This is a genomic window from Scleromatobacter humisilvae (genome assembly GCF_023231945.1).
Taxonomy (GTDB): domain Bacteria; phylum Pseudomonadota; class Gammaproteobacteria; order Burkholderiales; family Burkholderiaceae_C; genus Scleromatobacter; species Scleromatobacter humisilvae.
Genome location: NZ_JAJLJH010000003.1, coordinates 334,172 through 353,267 on the forward strand (window position 1 = coordinate 334,172; position 19,096 = coordinate 353,267).

Consider the following 19,096-nt stretch of genomic DNA (forward strand, 5'->3'; position numbering starts at 1 on the left):
CGCACGTGCCCCGGCGGGCCGCCGAAACTGGTCGCGTCGAGGGCCGATAGCACGGGGCTCGCAACGTGGGGTCACCAACGCGGGGTCAGGTCTTGCCTTTTGCCCTTCCACTGGGGTCAGGTCTTGCCTTTTGCCTCGTGACGTCGAGGCAAAAGCACATGTCCGGCTGCGCGCGTCAAATTCCTGCTCTCCGGGCAGGGAGGCAATGAATCGTCAGTCTCCCAGGTGGAGCGGGCAAAAGGCAAGACCTGACCCCAGCGAAGAGGCAAAAGGCAAGACCTGACCCCAACGTGTGGACCCCAACGTGTGACCCCAACGTGGATCCTCGCTGCGGTCGGCAAGATCGCGCGGACGAAGGAGATGCCAGCCCCCTCCGCCTGCCGAGCGCCCTAATGCGTGGCGTGCGCCAAAGCTTCCGCGGCCTCGTGATCCATCAGGCGCGACTGCGACGCGTCCGCCTGCAGGCCCAGCTCGCCGTAGCGGTACGCGATCGTCAGGGCCTGGATGGCCGGCGCGTAGTCGGCATCGGCCGCGGCCTGGTACAGCGCCAGCGCACGGGCGTCGTCGCGCGGGACGCCCTGCCCGGCGCGCAGCATGTTGGCGTAGAGGAACATCGCCGGCGCGTCGCCGCCATTGGCCGCCTCGGCCATCAACGTGGCCGCGCGAACGGGGTCGGGCACGCGCAGCGCCTGCAGGCGCGAGGCGGCCGGCACGTGGCCGGCGGCGCCTTGCGCGAGCAGGCGCGCGACGCGCGCGTCGTCCGCGCGTGACGCGTCCGCGCGCGCGAGCAGCTCGGCGAGCTGCGTCGCTGCGAGCGCATCGCCCGCATCCGCGCCGTCGCTCAACACCATCTCGAGACGCCGGCGCGACGCCGCGTCGCCGCGATGTGCCAGCAAGGCCGCGTACGCATGCCGTGCGTCGACGCTGCCGCGATCCGACCAGCGCGCGAGCGAGGCCTCGGCCTGCGCGTCGCGGCCGTCCGCCGCGGCGTGCAGCCAGGCCTGCGCCTGCGCGGCGTCGGGCGCGACCCAGAAGGGACGCGTCGCCGCCGCGGCGACCACGAGCGTGGCCGCCAGGGCCGTGCCGGCGACCAGGCGCTTCACTGGACGCCCAGGTCGATCTGGTAGCGCGCCAGCCCGAGGTTGGTGCCGTCGTCGGGCGCCACCTGCGTCACGCCGGCGACGCCGTCGCTCGCGGCCAGCGTCGCCAGGCCGGGGGCCGAGCTGAACTGCACCGGGCCGGCTGTCGTCACGCGCGTGAAGTGCCAGCTGCGATCGTTGCCGTTGACCGCCTTGGCCAGCGTCGCCGCGGCCTTGATGTAGCGGATCAGCACGTCGCGGTTGGCGTCCGGGCTCTGGTAGATCGTCTTGCTGCCGTTCAGGCCCGGGAAGCCGCCGCCGCCGCTGGCGCGGTAGTTGTTCGTCGCGACGACGAACTGGGCCGCCGGGTCGACGAGCGTGCCGTTGTACGTGAAGGTCCTGATGCGGCTGCCCAGCGGCTGGGTCACGTCGATCTCGTACTTCATCGATCCGTCGCCGTCGAGGACGTCGAAGTTGTACACCGGGAAGCTCGGGTTGATCAGCGCCTGCGCGGCCGCCTTGGCCGGATCGATCTGGTTGAAGCGTCCGGCCGCGAACTCCAGCCAGGCCTTCAGGTCGGCGCCGGTCACGAGCACGGCCTGGATCGTGTTCGCGTACAGATAGAGATCGGCCGCGTTGAAGATCGCGAGGTTGCCGCTGGCCACGTCGGTGTAGTCGGTCGCGCCGCCGAAGCCGCCCTTGAACGGCGCGCTGACGGACAGCACCGGCAGGTTCTTGTACTGCGGCAGGTTGCCCTGCACGTAGTTCTTCACGTACGCCGCCTGGGCCTGGTTGACGATCTGGATCGCGGTCGTCTCGCCGACGTCGGCGAAGTACGTCGTCATGCGGTAGTCGGTCGTGCCGATCGGCGTCTTCACGTAGGCGATGGTGCCGGTGTGCTCGGTCTGCACCAGCGGCGCGATCGCCGGATCGGCGGCGACGTAGGACTTGTCGGCGTTCTGCGTCGAGACCGTCGACGTGGCCGTCGCGGTCTTGTCGACGCTCCAGCCGCTCGTGGTGTAAGCCAGCTTGAGGTTGACCACACCGAGGTTCTTGCCCCAGAAGTTGGCCATCACGGCCGGCACGCCCGAGACGGTGCCCCTGGTCTTGTCGACGCCGGCGATGTTGAACGCGGCCACGGTGCTCGCGGCGTTCGGGAACACCTGGTGCATGTGGCCCATCAGCAGCACGTCGATGCCCGGCACCTGCGCGAGGTAGAGGTTGCCGTTCTCCATCGTGGCGGAGTAGGCCGCGCTGTCGGGGCCGCCGTGCGAGATCGCGACGATGATGTCGGCGCCCTTGGCCTTCATCTCGGGGATGTACCTCTGCGCGGTCTCCTGCAGGCCTGTCGTCGTGACGTTGCCGTCGAGGTTGCCCTTGTCCCAGGCCATGATCAGCGGCGGCGTGAAGCCGATGACGCCGACCTTGACCGGCACCTGCACGGTCTTGCCGTCGGGCGTGGTGGCGCTGAACATCTTCGTGACGATGGTGTACGGATCGAAGATCGGCTTGGCGTCCGTCGTGCTCACGACGTTGGCCAGCACCTGCGGATAGGCCGGCCCCTGGCACTTGGCCTGCGCCGACACGGCCGGCAGGTTCCTGACGTTGAACTGGCGGCCGGTCACCTGGCCCAGATACCCCAGGCCGTAGTTGAACTCGTGGTTGCCGATGGTGCCGGCGTCGTAGCCGACCGAGTCCATCGCCTTGAAGATCGCCAGCTTGTCGGTGCAGGCCACCTTGCTCACGAGCGCCTGGTAGTCGCCCAGGACGGTGCCCTGGATGATGTCGCCGGCGTCGAACAGCATCGTGTTGGCGTTGGCGGCGCGCACCTGCTTGATGAGCGTCGACGTGCGCTCGAAGCCGACCGACTGGTCGGTCGCGAGCTTGTAGTAGTCGTAGCTGAGGATGTTCTGGTGCAGGTCGGTCGTCTCCATCAGCGTCAGCGAGACGCTGGTGCCGACGGCGGGACCGTTGCCGCCGCTGTCCTTGGAGCTGCTGCAGGCGGCCAGCGCGGCTGCGGCGGCGAGGGTGGCGACGAGCGCGCGCCGGCGCGGCGCCGTCGCTTCGGTGAAGAATTGCATCGGGAGTCTCGTTGATTCGACAAAGTCGCGGACGTTATGTGCCGCGCATGACGAAGTCGTGACTTCCGGCGTGAACCCCGTACCGTATATGTGGGCGGTGGAGACCCGGGTGTTGTTGCGCAACAGGCCCGGACGCTCAGCGCGCGAGGAAGTCCGCCACCAGCCGCGTCGTCGCCGCCGGGTTCTCCTCCATGATCCAGTGGCCCGAGTCGGGCACCTGCGCTTCCGTCACGTCGTCCGCGGCGGCGCGCATCACGGTGGCCATCATCGGGCCGAAGGACTTCGCGCCGCCGACCGCGAGCACCGGCATCTTCAGGCGCCCGCCCTGCGCGAGGAAGGCGCGGTTGTCGATCACGTCCTGGTCGAACGCCGCGAACTGCGAGAAGCCCGAGTGCATCGCGCCCGGCATCGCGTACAGCATGGCGTAGTGCTCGCGCGCGGCCTCGGTGAAGTTGGACGGCTTGGCGGAGAACTCGTTCCAGAAACGGTCGAGGTAGATGCGCTCGCGGCCGGCCACCAGGCGCTCCATGTCGGGGCCGCCGAAGCGGAAGTGCCACAGCAGCGGGCTCTTGAGGATCTCGTCCCACGGGCCGACGCCCGGGATCGGCGCGTCGATCACCACCAGCTTGCGCACGCGCTGCGGATAGCGCGCGGCGACCTGGAAGGCCACCATGTTGCCGATGTCGTGGGCGACGACGTCGGCCTTGGCCGCGCCGAGGGCGTCCATCACGCCGGCGACGTCGGCGGCCTGCGTCTTCTTGTCGAAGCCGCCGGCCGGCTTGGCCGACAGGCCCAGGCCGCGCAGGTCGGGCACGATGACCTGATGGTCCTTCACGAGTTCGCTGGCGAGCGGGACCCACATGTCGCCCGACTCACCGTAGCCGTGCAGCAGCACGACGGCCGGGCCGTGGCCGCCGGAGCGCACGTGGATGGTCGTGCCGTTGACGGCGATGTCGCGCGCGCTGAAGGCGGCGGGGAAGTCGAAGCTCTCGGCGCGGGCGGCGCCGGAGGTCGCGCCGATGAAGGCGCTGGCCACGAGGGCGAGGAGGGGCAGACGCATGATTTTCCCTTGGAAGCAGACGTTGCTCGGGATTGTGGGGACGCGCCGGCGTCCCGACTAGTCCGGATGGCGGGCAATCAGCTTCAACCAACGGTTTAAGATGGGGCCATGGCCGACCTGTCCCTGCTGACGTCCTTCGTGCGCGCCGCCGAGCACGGCAGCTTCTCGGCCGCGGCGCGCAGCCTGGGCGTGTCGGCCGCGGCCGTCAGCAAGAACGTGGCGCATCTCGAGGCCCACGTCGGCGTGCGGCTGTTCCACCGCAGCACGCGGCGGCTGGCGCTGACGGGCAGCGGCGAGCGCTTCCTCGCGCAGGTGCACGAACCGCTGGCCTCGCTGGACGCCGCCATCGCCGGCATCCGCGACGACCCGGACGAGCCGTCCGGCACGCTCAAGGTCAGCATGGGCCAGGCACTCGGGCGCAACTTCCTCGTGCCGCTGCTCAACGAGTTCCTCGAGCGTTGTCCGGCCGTCGTGCCCGACTGGCATTTCGACAACCGCCGCATCGACCTCGTCGGCGAGGGCTTCGACGCCGCCATCGGCGGCGGCTTCGAGCTGGCGCAGGGCCTGGTGGCGCGCGAGCTGGCGCCGGTGCACATCGTCGCCGTGGCCTCGCCGGCCTACCTGGACGGCCGCCCGCTGCCGCAGCAGCCCGGCGACTTCGCCGAGCTGGCCGGCATCATGCGCCGCTCGACGCCCAGCGGACGCGTGCGGCCCTGGACGCTGCGGCCGCGCCGCGGCGGCGTCGATCAACCGGTGCCGTGCCGCCCGCGGCTGATCCTCAGCGACCCCGAGGCGATCTCGCTGGCGGCGCGCCAGGGCCTGGGCGTCGCGCTGGTGCCGATGCCCTTCGCCTTCGCCCATATCGCCTCCGGCGCGCTGGTGCGGCTGCTGCCGGGCTGGTACAGCGACGCCGGCCCGCTGTCGCTCTACTACCCGTCGCGCCGCCTGCTGCCGGCCAAGACCAGCGCCTTCGTCGACTTCGTCGTCGAGCGCTTCCGCACCGGCGGGTTCGCGAAGCTGGTCGACGGGCGCTGACGGCCGATCCCGTCGGCGCCGCACTTCGTCGCAAACTCCTCGGTGCCGATCCGGCGGCTTGCCTACACTGCGGCGCCTCGCACAACTCCAAGATCACCCATGACCATGAAGAATCCCTCGTCGCGCCTCGTGCTTGCCCTGTTGCTTTGCGGCGCCGCCGGCGTCGCGCATGCCGATGGCCTCGCCGACCTGCGCGGCGCGCTCGCGCGCCTGCAGGGGCAGGCGCCGCTGAAGGCGAGCGTCCAGGTCAGGGACTGGCGCCGCACCGGCGACGGCAAGGACGCCAAGGAGACGCAGGGCCAGGCCACGATCGGCCTGGAGGACGGCCCCCGCGGCCTGCAGCCGCTCTACGGCCACGAGTTGCTGGCGCGCCTGGACGCCGAGTCGCGCGCCGCGGTCAAGGACAAGTCCGCGAAGAAGCCGCTGTCGGTGGTGATGTCGCAGCTGGAGCTCGACGAGCTGCGCGCGATGGCTTCGGCGGCGCCGGCCCTGCAGCGCGCGATCGACGACGCGCAGTTCAAGTCGGAGTCGGCCGACACGCTGGCCGGCAAGCCCGCGCGCAGGCTCGTGTTCGAGGGCAGCGTCGACAGCCTGTCCGAGAGCGACCGCAAGTACGTGCGCGACATGAAGCTGCAGCTCACGCTTTGGATCGCCGCGGACGGCACGCCGCTGGCGAGCCAGCGCCACTTCGACCTGTCGGGCCGCGCATTCGTCGTCGTCAGCTTCGAGCAGCACTCCGACGAACAGCGCGGCTACGCCGTGGTCGGCGACCGCCTGGTGGCGACGAGCGACGACGAGAAGGGCAACGCCAAGGGCGCCGGCGAGGCCCAGGAATACCACACGGAGCGCAGCCTGCAGGTCCTGCCGTGAGCGCGGCCATCGCATGCTGGCGGCGCGCCGGCGTCGCACTGGCGCTCGCCACGGCGGGTGCGGCTCACGCGCAGGCGCCAGGCTCGCACGACCTGACGGCGCCCGACCTCGCCGCCTTCGTCGACGGCTACATGCCCATCGAGATGGAGCGCGCCGGCATCAACGGCGTCACGGTGACGGTGGTCAAGGACGGCCAGGTGCTGCTCGCGCGCGGCTACGGCAACGCCGACCGCGAGCGCCACGCGGCTGTGACGCCGGATACCCTGTTCCGTATCGGCTCGATCTCGAAGCTGTTCACCTGGACGGCCGTGATGCAGCTCGTCGAGCAGCACCGGCTCGACCTCGACGCCGACGTCCAGCAGTACCTCGACTTCGAGCTGCCGAAGACCTGGGCGCAGCCCATCACGTTGCGCCAGTTGATGACGCACACGGCCGGCTTCGAAGAGAGCTTCCACGGCATGTGGGCCGGCGAGGGCGAATCGCTGGACCTGCGCAGCTACCTCGTCGCCCGCGTGCCGGCGCGCATCTACGCGCCCGGCAGCGTCGCGGCCTATTCCAACTACGGCGCGACGCTGGCCGGCTACATCGTGCAGCGCCGGTCGGGCGAGCCGTTCGACGACTACGTCCGCGAGCACATCCTGCAGCCGCTGGGCATGGCGCACACGAGCTTCGCGCAGCCGCTGCCGGCCGACCTCGCGCCGGCGATGTCGCGCGGCTACGGCGAGGGCGCCGAGCCGGCCAAGGCGTTCGAACTGATCCGCGTCGCGCCGGCCGGCAGCGCCTCGGCCAGCGCCAACGACATGGCGCGCTTCATGCTCGCCGAACTGGCCGGCGGCAGCCTCGACGGCGGCCGCATCCTGCAGGCCGATACCCTGGCGGGCATGCAGGCGGCGCAGTGGCGGCCGCAGCCGCATGGCCCGGCGATGGCGCTGGGCTTCTGGGAGGACGGCGGCTACGGCGTGCGCGTGATCGGCCATGGCGGCGACTCCGAATGGTTCCACAGCGGGCTCTACCTGCTGCCGGCCCAGCACGTGGGCGTGTTCGTCGCCCAGAACAGCCAGGGCAGGCGCACGCTGCGCGACGCGCTGTTCCGCCGCTTCATGGAGCGCTATTTCCCGACACCGCCCCCCGTATTCCCGGCGAAGCCGCCGGCGGCGTCCGAGGTGGCGGGCATCGCCGGCCATTACGCGGGCACGCGCCGCGGCGAGAGCGGGCCGCTGGCACTGCTGGCCTTGCTGTCGCAGAGCAAGGTCGAGGTGAGCGCCGACGGCATGCTCACGGAAAGCGGCAACATCGGCGCCGACGAGCGCCCGGTGAAGTTCCGCTGGCTGGGCGACGGCGTCTGGCAGAGCCCCGAGGACAGCACGCGCCGGCTCTGGTTCAGGCGCGGTTCCGACGGCCTGTGGCAGCTGAGCGGGCGCGTGCCCGTGTTCGTCGAGCAGCAGGTGCCGTGGACGCGCAGCGCCGCGCTGATGGCCCCGCTGCTGGGGCTGTCGCTGCTGGTGCTGGCGGGGACGCTGCTGGCGTGGCCCGTCGCGGCGGCGGTGCGCTGGCACCTCGCGCCGGCGCCGCCCGCGCCGCGCGAGCGCCGCGCGCGCGTCGCGCTGCGCTGGGCTGCGCTGCTGCTCGTGCTGCCGTGGCTGACGTTCGGCGCCGTCGTCACCTTCGCCAGCGGATCGTTCGCCTGGCTGGCCGGGCCGCAGGCACTGGCGTGGCTGCGCGTGGTGCAGGTCGAGTCGTGGATCGCGCTCGCGGGCGTGCTGCTCGCGGCGTGGGTCGTGCGCGCGCGCTGGGCCGCGCGCGGCAGCTGGTGGTGGGGCCGGGTGCACGCGGTGCTGGTCGTGCTGGCGGGCCTCGGGCTCGCCACGCTGGCCGCGCTGGGGCATCTGCTGACCGGCGCGACGAATCTCTGAGCCGCCCGTCGCCCCGTCCCGGCGGCAACTCTTCGGCAGGCGCGCCGCCAGGCCGGGTCGGGCGTCGTTCATTCCGAGCCCGGGCGGCGGGGCCGCGCGTTTGGTGACACTCGCCGTGCCGGTCTGGGCTAACGTCGGGCCATGCGCCATCCGACCTCGTCTCCGCCAGTCGCCGCCGGCCTGAACGCCGGCCTCGCCGTCCGCTTCGCGCGTCCCGCGGGAGGCCGCGATGGATCGTAGGCACTTCCTCGCCGCGGCCAGCTCGGCCAGCATGCTCGGACTGGGCGCCTGTGGCGGCAGCAGCGACGCGGCCCCGCCGCCACCGCCGCCGCCACCGCCACCGCCTGCCGGGCCGGACTGGGCCTCGCTGCAGGCCGGCATCCAGGGCAGCGTGGTGCTGCCGGGCGCGGCCGCGTACGCGCTGGCGGCGCCCGTCTTCAACGCGGTCTACGACGCGACGCAGCCGCAGGCGGTCGTGCGCTGCGCCGGCGCGGGCGACGTCGCGGCGGCGCTGGCCTTCGCCCGCGCGAACAAGCTCTCGGTGACCGCGCGATCGGGCGGCCATGGCTACACCGGCAACGCCACGACCACCGGCATGGTGATCGACGTCGGCGCGATGAACGCCATCGCCGTGGGCAACGGCACGGCCACCATCGGCGCCGGCGCCAAGCTGGTCGACGTCTACGACCAGTTGTCCGCGCAGGGCGTGTGCATCCCGTCCGGCTCGTGCCCGACCATCGGCATCGCCGGCATCACGCAGGGAGGCGGCATCGGCGTGCTGGATCGCGCGTACGGACTGACCTGCGACCACCTCGTCTCGGCCCAGGTCGTGCTGGCCGACGGCTCCGTCGTCACCTGCGACGCCGGCACGCACGCCGACCTGTTCTGGGCGCTGCGCGGCGGCGGCGGCGGCAACTTCGGCATCGTCACGTCGCTGACGTTCGACACCTTCGCCACCAGCGACCTCACGAGCTTGTCGGCGAGCTTCGCGTGGACCGACGCCGCCGCGGTGATCGCCGCGTGGCAGGCCTGGCCGCTGACGCTGCCCGACACGGTGTGGTCGGGCATGGTGCTGCAGACGACGCAGGCGGGCTCGCCGGCCATCGAGGTCTCGGGCACCTTCATCGGCAGCTCGGCCGACTTCGCGCCGATCTGGGCCTCATTCCTCGCCGCCAGCGGCGCGACGCCCACGTCGCAGAGCGTGCAGACGCAGCCCTTCCGCGACACGATGCTGGCCAGCTGCGGCGGCCGGACGGTGTCGCAATGCCATCTTGCCAGCGAGACCAGCGACGGAAACGTGCCGCGCGGGGCCTTCGTCGCGACGTCGGACTTCTTCGACGCGGCGTTGCCGACCGCGGGCATCCAGGCGCTTCTCGCGGCGGTGCAGGCACAGCAGGCGATCGCGCCGCTGATCGTCATCATGGACCTGATGGGCGGCGCGATCGCCCGCGTCGCGCCCGACGCGACGGCCTTCGTGCATCGCAGCGCCGTGTTCAGCGCGCAGTACTACATGGACGGCCCGGTCGGCACGCCGGATGCGCAGATACAGGCAGCGCGCGGCATCGTGACCGGCATGCGCACGGCGATGGCCGCCTGGAGCAGCGGCGAGTGCTACCAGAACTACCTCGACCCGCAGCTCGCGAACTGGCCGGCGGCCTACTACGGCGCCAACTACGCGCGCCTGGTGCAGGTGAAGGCGGCCTACGACCCGACACAGGTGTTCAGGCCGGCGCAGGGCATTCCGCCGCAGTAGGCCTTGCGGGTTTTCGCCCTGTCGCCGCGCGTGGGTGGCGGGGAGGATGGCGCATCCCCGTCACCGCCAGGCAGGTCCCCATGACTTCGATCGTTCGACGCGACATGTTGCGCGCCTCCGCGACGGCGCTCGCGGCCGGGCTGTCCGGCGCGCCGCTGCTGGCCGCGGCCGACGACAAGCCGGCGCAGCCGCCGGGCGCCGCGCCCAAGGGGCCGCCGCCCGAGCCGGTGACGCGCATCGTCGCGCGCTACGCCGCGACCGCGCCCGTCGAGCAGCTGCCGGCCAACGTCCGCAAGGAGGCCACGCGCACGCTGCTGAACTGGGCTGGCTGCGCGGTCGGCGGCTCGCGCCAGGGCGCGCCCTCGCACGCGGTGGCCGCGTTGAAGCCGTTCGCGGGGCCGCCGCAGGCCAGCCTGTTCGGCCGCACGGAGCGCCTGGACGCGCTGCACGCCGCGCTCGTCAACGGCATCAGCTCGCACGTGCTCGACTACGACGACACGCACCTGAAGACCATCATCCACCCGGCCGGCCCGGTGGCCTCGGCGCTGGCCGCGTTCGCCGAGTACCACCCGGTCTCCGGCGCCGAGTTCATGAACGCGCTGGTGATCGGCTGCGAGATCGAGTGCCGCATCGGCAACGCGGTCTTCCCCGAGCACTACGCGATGGGCTGGCACATCACCGGCACCACCGGCGTGTTCGGCGCGGCCGCGGCGATCGGACGTTTGCTGAAGCTCGACGAGCAGCGCATGACCTGGGCGCTGGGCATCGCGGCGTCGCAGCCCGTCGGCCTGAAGGTGCAGTTCGGCTCCGACACCAAGAGCTTCCACCCCGGGCGCGCCGCGCAGAACGGCATGCTGTCGGCGTTGCTGGCGCAGCAGGGCTACACGGCGTCGGAGGTGGCGATCGAGGGCTTCGACGGCTGGGGCCAGGCCGCCAGCACGCGCCACGACTGGAGCCAGGTCACGCAGGGCCTGGGCGAACGCTACGAGGCCGCGCTCAACACCTACAAGCCGTTCGCCTGCGGCATCGTCGCCCACCCGGCGATCGACGCGGCGATCCAGCTGCGCGACGCCAATGCGCTCAAGCCCGAGGACATCGCCTCGGTCGACCTCAAGGTGCATCCGCTGGTGCTCAACCTGATGGGCAAGACCACGCCGGCCATCGGCCTCGAAGGCAAGTTCAGCATCTACCACGCGGTCGCGGTGGCGCTGGCGACGGGCAAGGGCGGCGAGCAGGCGTTCACGGATGCGGCGGTCGCCGACCCGATGGTCGTCGCGCTGCGGCAGAAGGTGCACGTGGCCATCGACCAGTCCATCAAGGCCGACCAGGTCGACATGACCGTCACGCTGAAGAACGGCCGTGCGCTGCACCAGTTCATCGAACACGCGGTCGGCAGCCAGCTGCATCCGATGTCCGACGAGCAGTTGAACGGCAAGTTCGACGGCCTGACCGACGGCATCCTCGCGCCCGCGCGGGCCCGCGTGCTGCGGGAGACCTGTTGGCACGCGTGGGAACTGGCGGACGCGGGCGACATCGGGCGGGCCGGGGCCGCGGCCTGAGCAGCCTGGCGACAGCTTCGCCACGCGTCCCACGGTAGAGTGACGCGCGTCCGAGGTCGCGCGTCGCGCGCCGGCATCCCTTGCTTGCCCGCCCATGCACCCAGCGCCCGATGCGAACGACCTGAAACGCAGCGCGCTCGACCTGCTCGCCTCCGGCAACAGCGCGCACTCGGTGGCCGAAGTCCTGGGCGTGTCGATCGCGACCGTCGACGCCTGGGCCCGCGGCGGCGGCGACACCGTGCCGCAGTCCGAGGCGGTCGCGACGCCACCGGCGCATCCGCCGCATCGACCGGCCATCGAGCCGACCGGCTTCGTCGCCGAGCCGCCGATCACCCGCGCCCTCGCGATCGTCGTGCCGCTGTTCCTGTTCGCGCTGGCGCTGACAACCAACCTGGGCGGGATGCTGCGGGAGGCGAATCTGGGGTGGCTATCGCCGCTGGTGCTGGTGGGAGGCCTGGCGCTCGCCGCGTCCGCCATCGCCTATGGGCTGCGCAGCGGCTTCGAGCTCACGTCGCACGGCGTCGTCTGGCAGGGCGCCTGGAGCCGGCGCGAACTGGCGTACGCCGAAATCGCGAGCGGCGCCATCACGCGCAACCCCAAGCTCGATCTCTATGTGCTGACGCTGAGGGCGCGACCCGGGTCGTCCGGCGTCACGATCTGGCTGGACGACGACCAGGTGCGCCAGCCCGGCATCGCCGGCTGGATCGAGTCGCTGCGCCAGCCGGGCGACGACCCCTTCGTGCCCAAGCCGCGCCGCGACGAATCGGACGACGCCGACGGCGGCGGCTTCTTGGCGAGCGTCGTCAAGGTGCTGATCGGCGTGCAGGTGCTCGTCATGGTCGCCGTCGTCGTCCTGGAAGGCTCGCAGTTCCTGAACGACATGCGGCTGTTGATCGACGGGCCGCCGGCGCTGGAATCCCTCAATCTCACGGACGGCACGCTGGTGGAGCGCGGGGCCTGTCTGAAGCCGGGCAAGAGCGCGCCGTCCCAGGTCGTGAAGATCGATACCGGCGCCGTGCTGCGCGAATTCAACATTCCGTGCCTGGTCGACCGCGCGACCTTTCAGAAGCCCGGAACGCGCCACATGGCGATTCGCACCGACGACCGGAGATTCGCCGATCACGAGAAGTATTCGATAGAACTGGACGGCGTCGCGCTGGAGGCCTATGACACGCACGTCGCGCGCAAGCTCCGCTACGCCAGGACGACCGCATTGATCGAATTCACGGTCATCGCGCTGATATTGGCGCTGCTGGTTTATGGCGGCAAGCGTCTGCGGGATCGGTGGCGGGGCTGACGGGATATTCGGATGCAGGAGTATTCCGGCCAGCGCGAGATATTTCGCGGCGCGCGGCGCGGCATATTCGAAATGGCGCGACCCCGGAAATTCTGGAATCCGGTGAGGTTTGCGTCTCGCTCATCCATGGCGCGCACGCCGCTTTGGCGTACCACAAATCGCCCCCGATTTCGATGACGGAACGAGAGTAGACTCCGCCCTTTTTCCGACTCCGACAGTGTCTGGCAGCCTGGCGCGCGACGTGCGCCGCACCCCTCTCACCGGCTCCGCGTTCATCCGCACGCTGGCCTCGCTGCAAGGCGTGGCCGCACCGGCGGCGCCCGACGCGTTCGCGCAGCGGCTCGCCCAATGGTTCGACTGGACGCATGCGTTCTCGCTGTCGGCGGCGCTGGGCGACGCGGGCGCGCGTTCCGACGTGCCGACCTTCGGCGGGCAGGGCGCGCTGCAGGCCGACGAACGCGAGTTCGCGCGCGTGCGTGCCGCGCTGCAGAAGGCGATCGCGGAGGCGCCCGACGGTGCGCCCGCGCCGCGCCGCGTCAACCGCCCGATCGCCGGCGCGGCCGCGGCCGCCGAGGTGCCGGTCGACTTCGCCACCTACCGCCAGCGCTACACGGCGTGCCAGCTGGCGATGGAGACGCAGATCGTGCCGCTGCGGCGCCGCCTGCGCTCGTCGCTGGCCGATCGTTCGGCGGCGCTGGCCAAGCTCGCCGAGCTGGACATCGTGATGGAGCAGGTCGTCGGCGCTCAGGAGCGCGCGCTGCTCGCCACCGTCGGCGCGCGGCTCGAGCCGCGCTTCGACCAGCTGCGCGCCGCGCAGGGCGACGCGTCGCCCGGCCCGTGGCTGGAACGGTTCCGCCAGGAGATGCGGGGCCTGTTGCTCGCCGAACTCGATCTCCGCCTGCAACCCATCGAAGGCCTGCTCGAAGCCTGTCGCCAGTCGCTACAGAAACGCTCATGAATCAACTGCTTCGCCACGCCACGCTCGCCGTGGGCCTGGCCGTCATCGCCTGGGTCGGCGCGGGCTACGTGCCGACCAACCCGCTGGCCTTGGTCATCACCGTCCTCATCGGCGCGTTCTGGCTCATGGGCGTGCTGGAGCTGCAGCGCTTTCGCCAGGCCACCGCCGGACTGGCGCAGGTCGTCGACGAACTCGCGCAGCCGCCGGCCGGCCTGGCCGCGTGGCTGGAGCGCGTGCCGGCCGGCGTGCGCAACGCCGTGCGCCGCCGCGTCGAGGGCGAGCCCGTCGGCCTGCCGGCGCCGGCGCTGTCGCCCACGCTCGCGGGCCTGCTGGTGTTGCTGGGCATGCTGGGCACCTTCCTCGGCATGATCCTGACGCTGCGCGGCACCGGCGCCGCGCTCGAGACCGCGACCGACCTCGTCGCCGTGCGCAACTCGCTGATCGCACCGGTCAAGGGCCTGGGGCTCGCGTTCGGCACCTCGGTGGCCGGCGTGGCGGCGTCGGCGACGCTGGGGCTGCTGTCCGCGCTGGCTCGTCGCGAGCGCGTGGCCGTCGCGCAGGCGCTCGACGCCCGCATCGCGACGACGCTGCGCCGCTTCTCGCAGGCGCACCAGCGCGAGGAATCGCTGGGCCTGCTGCAGCGCCAGGCCGACGCGATGCCGGCGCTGGTCGATCGGCTGAATGCGATGATGGAGACGCTGGAGCGCCAGCACGAATCGTCGAACGCGCGCCTGCTCGCGAGCCAGGAGCGCTTCCAGGCCGAGGCCGGCAGCGCGTACGCGGGTCTGGCGCAGTCCGTCGACCGCACCTTGCAGGCCAGCCTGACCGAGGGCGCGCGCATCGCGGGCGAGACGATCCGCCCGGTGGCCGAGGCCACGCTGGCGGGCATCGCGCGCGAGACCTCCGCGCTACACGCCGCGCTGGCCGGCACGATGCAGGATCACGTGGCGCAGCTGTCCACGCGCTTCGACGCCAGCACCGCCAACGCGTCGCAGGCCTGGCAGTCGCTGCTCGCGCGCCACGAGCAGGCGGCGCAGGCGCTGACCGCCGAGGTCGGCGCGGCGCACGAGCGCTTCGCGCGGACCTTCGAGCAGCGCTCGTCCGCGCTGCTGGACCAGGTCGCGCAGCGTCATTCGGGCTGGCAAGGCGAGATGGCGGCGGCGCTGGCCGCGATGGCGCGCGAGACCGCCGCCTCGCAGCAGGCGCTGACGGCCAGCGCGAGCGCGCATGTCGACGGCGTGGCCGCGCGCCTGGACGACGCCGTCCAGCGCGTCACGCAATCCTGGGCCGACGCGGTGCAGCGCCACGAGGCCGCGAGCGCGCGCACGTCGGCGGCGACCGGCGAGTCGCTCGCGGGCGCCGCCGCGAGCTTCGAGCAGCACTCGGCCTCGCTGCTGCGCACGGTCGAACGCGCGCACACCGAGCTGCAGGCGGCCTCGGTAACCCGCGACCAGCAGCGCGTCGATGCGATGGCCGCGTCGCTCGAGGCGATGGCCGCGTCGCTGCAGCAGCAGTGGCAGCAGGCCGGCGCGCAGTCGCTCGAGCAGCAGCAGCGCGTCGTCGAGACGATGGAGCGCAGCGCGCGCGAGATCACCGTGCAGGCCGAGACGCAGGCACGCTCGACGATCGCCGAGATCGGCCGCCTGGTCGACGCCGCGTCCGAGGCGCCGCGCGCCGCGGCGCAGATCGTGTCCGGCTTCCAGGCCGACGCGGCCGCGCGCGACCAGCAGCGCGTCGAGGCGATCGCGCAGTCGATGGAGGCCATGGCCGCCGCGCTGCGCCGCGAATGGCAGCAGGCCGGCGCGCAGTCGCTGGAGCAGCAGCAGCGCGTCGTCGAGACGATGGAGCGCACGGCGCGCGAGATCGTCGTGCAGGCCGAGACGCAGGCGCGCGCGACGATCGCCGAGATCGGCCGCCTGGTGCAGGCCGCGTCCGAGGCGCCGCGCGCGGCGGCCGAGGTCATCTCCGAGCTGCGCCAGAAGCTGGAGGACAGCATGGCGCGCGACAACACGATGCTCGACGAACGCGCGCGCATCCTCGAGACGCTGGGCACGCTGCTCGATGGCGTCAACCGCGCCGCGAGCGAGCAGCGCGGTGCGATCGACGCGTTGGTGACGTCGTCGGCCGAGGTGCTGGAACGCGTCGGCGACCGCTTCCAGCAGCGCGTGCGGGCCGAGGCCGGCGCGCTGGTCGACGTGGCCGCGCAGGTCGCGGGCGGCGCAGCGGAAGTGGCCAGCCTCGGCGAGGCCTTCGGCTTCGCGGTGCAGCTCTTCTCGGAGTCCAACGACAAGCTGACGGCGCACCTCGATCGCATCGACGGCGCGCTCAACGCGCAGATGGCGCGCAGCGACGAGCAGCTCGCCTACTACGTGGCGCAGGCCCGCGAGGTGATCGACCTCAGCATCCTGTCCCAGAAGCAGATCATCGAGGAACTGCAGCGCCTCGCGGGCCGCCGCGCCGAGGAGGCCGTGGCGTGATCGGCGAGGACGTCGACGCCGACGGCGCCGTCGAATCCTCCGCGCCGGTGTGGGCGGTGTTCGGCGACCTGATGGCCGGCCTGCTGGGCGCGTTCGTGCTGATCCTGCTGTTCGCGCTCGCGTCGCAGCTGGAGCTCGTCACGCGGCTGCAGGACGAGATCAGGCAGCATCAGCTGGAACAACAGCGCCGCGCCGAACTCGAACGCGCGCTGGCCGTGCCGCTTGCCGCGGGCCGCGTCACGATCGACCACGGCCGCATCGACATCAACGGCGCCGTGCTGTTCGCGTTCAACTCCGCCGAGCTGCAGCCCGAGGGCCGTGCGCTGCTGAAGACGCTGGCCGCGCCGATCAAGACCTACCTGAAGGCACGCGACGAGATCCTGATGGTCAGCGGCTTCACCGACGACCGCCAGGTGCGTGGCGGCAACCACCAGTTCGCCGACAACTGGGAGCTGTCCGCGCAGCGCTCGCTGACCGTCACGCGCGCGCTGGTCGAGGACGGCGTGCCGTCGTCGGACATCTTCGCCGCCGCCTTCGGCTCGGAGCAGCCCGTGGCGGACAACGCGGACGCCGACGGGCGCTCGAAGAACCGGCGCGTCGAGATGGCGCCGACGCCGCGTCCGAGCCGCGCGGGCACGCCCAGGCCCGCCGCGAGCGCGCCGCATGGCTGAGACGCCGTCGTTCCCCGCGGCCGTGCGCGCGCGTCTCGCGCAGGCGCTCGCGCGCCGCGCGGACGCGCACGCGGGCGAGGCGCGACGCATGCTCGATCAACGCGTGGCCGCGCTGGCGGCGACGGCGCTCGCATCGCAAGACGAGCGCGCGGCGCAGGAACCCTCGCGGCGCGGCGCGCTCGCCGAGCTCGTCGCGCACGCCGCGCGCCAGAAGGCCGCGCCCGTGCTGGACTCGGCGACCAGGCCTCGCGAGTCCTCGCCCGAAAAAGCCGCGGCGACCGACACCCGCACCCTGCAGTTCTTCCAGCGCACCTGGTCGCGGCTCAGCGCCGGGCAGCGCCTCGCCCAGGCGCGCGCGACGCTGCCCGAGAACGCCGGCCCGCTCAACTCGCACCACCTCGTGCACCGCTCGCTGACGCTGATGCACGCGCTGTCGCCGGAGTACCTCGAGCGCTTCGTCGGCTACATCGACGCGCTGCAGTGGCTGGAGCAGGCGAACGAGGCGGAGGCCCAGGAGCTGCGTCCCGCGGCCGCGAAGAAGAGCATGCCGGCGCGGCGCTAGGGCTTGACGGTCGGCAAGCCGTAACGGGCGATGTCGGCGTCGATGGCGGGCGCGATCTTGCGCGCCGCGGCCAGGTCGGCCAAGGCACCCGCAGGCTCGTCCAGATGCTGGTGCACCAGCGCGCGGCCGTAGAGCGACTCGGCCTGGTCGGGCTTGACCGCGAGCGCGCGGTCGAACTCGCTCTTTGCGCGCTGCCATCGGCCCAGGCGTGCAAAGACCCAGGCGCGGCTGTCCAGGTACGAGGCATTCTTCGAGTCGGCGTCGACGGCCTCGTCGCAGTCGTCGAGGGCCTTGTCCAGTTCGATGTCCAGCTGGACGCGCGCCCAGCAGCGGCCGTTGTATGCATGCTCCAGCGCGATGTCGTGCCGGTGTGCCGCAATCCACAGGTTCCATTGCGCGAGCGCCTGGGCAGGCATGTCCATGCTCTCGTAGAGCAACGCCATGCGCTGGCGGATCTGGGACTGCGGCGGCAACGTGCGGTCAAGAGCGGACAGGTCGTCCAGCACCGGGCCACGCTCGTTGCGCGTGCGGCGGATCGCGCTGCGCTCGATGCGGGCCTCGGCCTGGCCGGCATCGAGCTGCAGTGCCGTGTCCAGGTCCGACAGCGCCTTGTCCTCCTGCTTCAGCGCGAGGTGGACGGACGCGCGCATGGCGAAGAACGCAGCGTTGCCGGGTTCCTGCGCGCATGCGCGATCGAGGTCGGCCAGCGCGGCCGCGGCATCGCGGCGCGCCAGCGACGCGGCGCCACGGCGGGCGTATTCATCGGCGCTCATCTTCTCGCCCGCGGCGGCATCCGGCCTGGACGCGGCCGGGTCGGGCGGCGCGCTCGCGTTGAGCGCGAACACCGGACCGCCGTTGTAGGTGAAGAACATGCGCGACTGCTTCTGCGCGATGTAGATGCGGTGCGACAGGAAGAAGTCGATGCCCACCAGCATGTCCGTGCCGGGCAGATCGAAGTCGGCGACCTCCATCTGGTTGTGCCGGACGGTCTCGCCGCCGAGCGAGATGCTGTCGAAGGGCGCTGTCCACGCCTTGGCCTTGCCGCTTCCGGCGCCGGTCATCAGTCCGGTCGCGGTCATGGCGGCATCCTTCACGCCGGCCGAGTGGGCGGCGTCCAGCGACACCGTCGTCGTCGCGCCGGTGTCGAACATCGCGATGGCCGCGTGCCCGTTCAGCTCCACGCGGGCGCGGATCAGGGGCCTCTTGAGCCGGTAGTCCTTGAGCAGTTCGACCATCGCGACCGGCGTGTCCCCCGCCCAGTAGGCCATGTTGGCCTTCTCGCAACCGTCGCCAGGCACGACGAAGCGGATCACGCCGTGCGCGAGGTCGTACTCGGTGTCCATCGCCCCGAGGATGTTGCGTCCGAGCAGGCCCATCGCGCCGGAGCCGGCCTCGTTGCCGCCGACGATGAATTCCATCCCGGGCATGTCGCCATCAAGCAACTTGAGGTGGTCCACCGTGGTCAGGCGCGCCGCGACACTGCCCGTGAGGCCCTGCACGCGGATGTCGCCGGGCAGGGCGCGGGTCCTCAGGCCCAACTGCTGCGCCGCGGCCTCGGTCAGGAAGCTGAAGAAGGCGCCGGTGTCCACCAGCAGCGGCACCTGCGTGCCGTTGATGCCGACGGTGGCGATCGCCCGCGTGCCCACCATCTTCACCGGCAGTGCCACCGTGCCGATGCTGCAACCGGCGTGGCTTGCGAACGGCCATTGCAGCCCCAGCGAGAGCAGAGCGACGGCCGCCATGCGCCGCGCGATCGGGAGTTGCGTCGTGTCCTTGGTCAT

At 71.9% G+C, this 19,096-nt stretch carries 14 protein-coding genes; 10 read left to right on the plus strand and 4 right to left on the minus strand.

All coding sequences use genetic code 11. The features are described from left to right. Positions 1 to 389: 389 nt before the first annotated feature. From LPC04_RS14600 to LPC04_RS14610, 3 genes are all read right to left on the minus strand, one after another. The gene (locus LPC04_RS14600) at positions 390 to 1,103 is read right to left on the minus strand and encodes an SEL1-like repeat protein (protein WP_275682980.1); all 714 of its coding nucleotides are present in this window, start codon (positions 1,101 to 1,103) and stop codon (positions 390 to 392) included. After that, positions 1,100 to 3,160 carry a bifunctional 2',3'-cyclic-nucleotide 2'-phosphodiesterase/3'-nucleotidase gene (locus LPC04_RS14605; protein WP_275682981.1) on the minus strand — a complete coding sequence of 687 codons (2,061 nt, stop codon included), beginning with the start codon at positions 3,158 to 3,160 and terminating at the stop codon, positions 1,100 to 1,102. The genes LPC04_RS14600 and LPC04_RS14605 overlap by 4 nt, the downstream gene beginning before the upstream one ends. A gap of 136 nt (positions 3,161 to 3,296) precedes the next feature. Continuing rightward, on the minus strand, positions 3,297 to 4,220 hold the full coding sequence (locus tag LPC04_RS14610) for an alpha/beta fold hydrolase (RefSeq protein WP_275682982.1): 924 nt from the start codon (positions 4,218 to 4,220) through the stop codon (positions 3,297 to 3,299). Between the two features lie 108 nt (positions 4,221 to 4,328). Between LPC04_RS14610 and LPC04_RS14615 the strand changes: the two genes are divergently transcribed. The 10 genes from LPC04_RS14615 to LPC04_RS14660 all read left to right on the plus strand — a co-directional run bounded on the left by LPC04_RS14615 (position 4,329) and on the right by LPC04_RS14660 (position 17,315). Continuing rightward, positions 4,329 to 5,255: a LysR family transcriptional regulator gene (locus LPC04_RS14615; RefSeq protein ID WP_275682983.1), complete on the plus strand. Its 927-nt coding sequence runs from the start codon at positions 4,329 to 4,331 to the stop codon at positions 5,253 to 5,255. A gap of 99 nt (positions 5,256 to 5,354) precedes the next feature. Then, the gene (locus LPC04_RS14620) at positions 5,355 to 6,125 is read left to right on the plus strand and encodes a hypothetical protein (protein WP_275682984.1); all 771 of its coding nucleotides are present in this window, start codon (positions 5,355 to 5,357) and stop codon (positions 6,123 to 6,125) included. Then, entirely contained in the window at positions 6,122 to 8,038 is a 1,917-nt protein-coding gene (locus LPC04_RS14625) for a serine hydrolase domain-containing protein (protein ID WP_275682985.1), read from the plus strand. The genes LPC04_RS14620 and LPC04_RS14625 overlap by 4 nt, the downstream gene beginning before the upstream one ends. Before the next feature lie 229 nt (positions 8,039 to 8,267). Next, positions 8,268 to 9,791, plus strand: a complete 1,524-nt coding sequence (locus LPC04_RS14630; protein ID WP_275682986.1) for an FAD-binding oxidoreductase — start codon at positions 8,268 to 8,270, stop codon at positions 9,789 to 9,791. 80 nt (positions 9,792 to 9,871) lie between these two features. Next, the gene (locus LPC04_RS14635) at positions 9,872 to 11,350 is read left to right on the plus strand and encodes an MmgE/PrpD family protein (RefSeq protein ID WP_275682987.1); all 1,479 of its coding nucleotides are present in this window, start codon (positions 9,872 to 9,874) and stop codon (positions 11,348 to 11,350) included. 172 nt (positions 11,351 to 11,522) lie between these two features. After that, positions 11,523 to 12,647 carry a hypothetical protein gene (locus tag LPC04_RS14640; RefSeq protein ID WP_275682988.1) on the plus strand — a complete coding sequence of 375 codons (1,125 nt, stop codon included), beginning with the start codon at positions 11,523 to 11,525 and terminating at the stop codon, positions 12,645 to 12,647. A gap of 217 nt (positions 12,648 to 12,864) precedes the next feature. Further along, positions 12,865 to 13,605 carry a DUF3348 family protein gene (locus LPC04_RS14645; RefSeq protein ID WP_275682989.1) on the plus strand — a complete coding sequence of 247 codons (741 nt, stop codon included), beginning with the start codon at positions 12,865 to 12,867 and terminating at the stop codon, positions 13,603 to 13,605. Next, entirely contained in the window at positions 13,602 to 16,082 is a 2,481-nt protein-coding gene (locus LPC04_RS14650) for a DUF802 domain-containing protein (RefSeq protein ID WP_275682990.1), read from the plus strand. Before LPC04_RS14645 ends, LPC04_RS14650 begins: the two co-directional genes overlap by 4 nt. Beyond that, entirely contained in the window at positions 16,082 to 16,753 is a 672-nt protein-coding gene (locus tag LPC04_RS14655; RefSeq protein WP_275683203.1) for an OmpA family protein, read from the plus strand. Before LPC04_RS14650 ends, LPC04_RS14655 begins: the two co-directional genes overlap by 1 nt. Continuing rightward, a complete protein-coding gene (locus tag LPC04_RS14660; protein WP_275682991.1) occupies positions 16,746 to 17,315 on the plus strand; it encodes a DUF2894 domain-containing protein in 570 nt (189 codons plus the stop codon). The genes LPC04_RS14655 and LPC04_RS14660 overlap by 8 nt, the downstream gene beginning before the upstream one ends. On the opposite strand, the gene LPC04_RS14665 is transcribed toward LPC04_RS14660, so the two are convergent. Next, positions 17,312 to 19,096 (minus strand): aspartyl protease family protein, encoded by a 1,785-nt coding sequence (locus LPC04_RS14665; RefSeq protein WP_275682992.1) that lies wholly within the window; start codon positions 19,094 to 19,096, stop codon positions 17,312 to 17,314. The two genes, LPC04_RS14660 and LPC04_RS14665, sit on opposite strands and share 4 nt — an antisense overlap.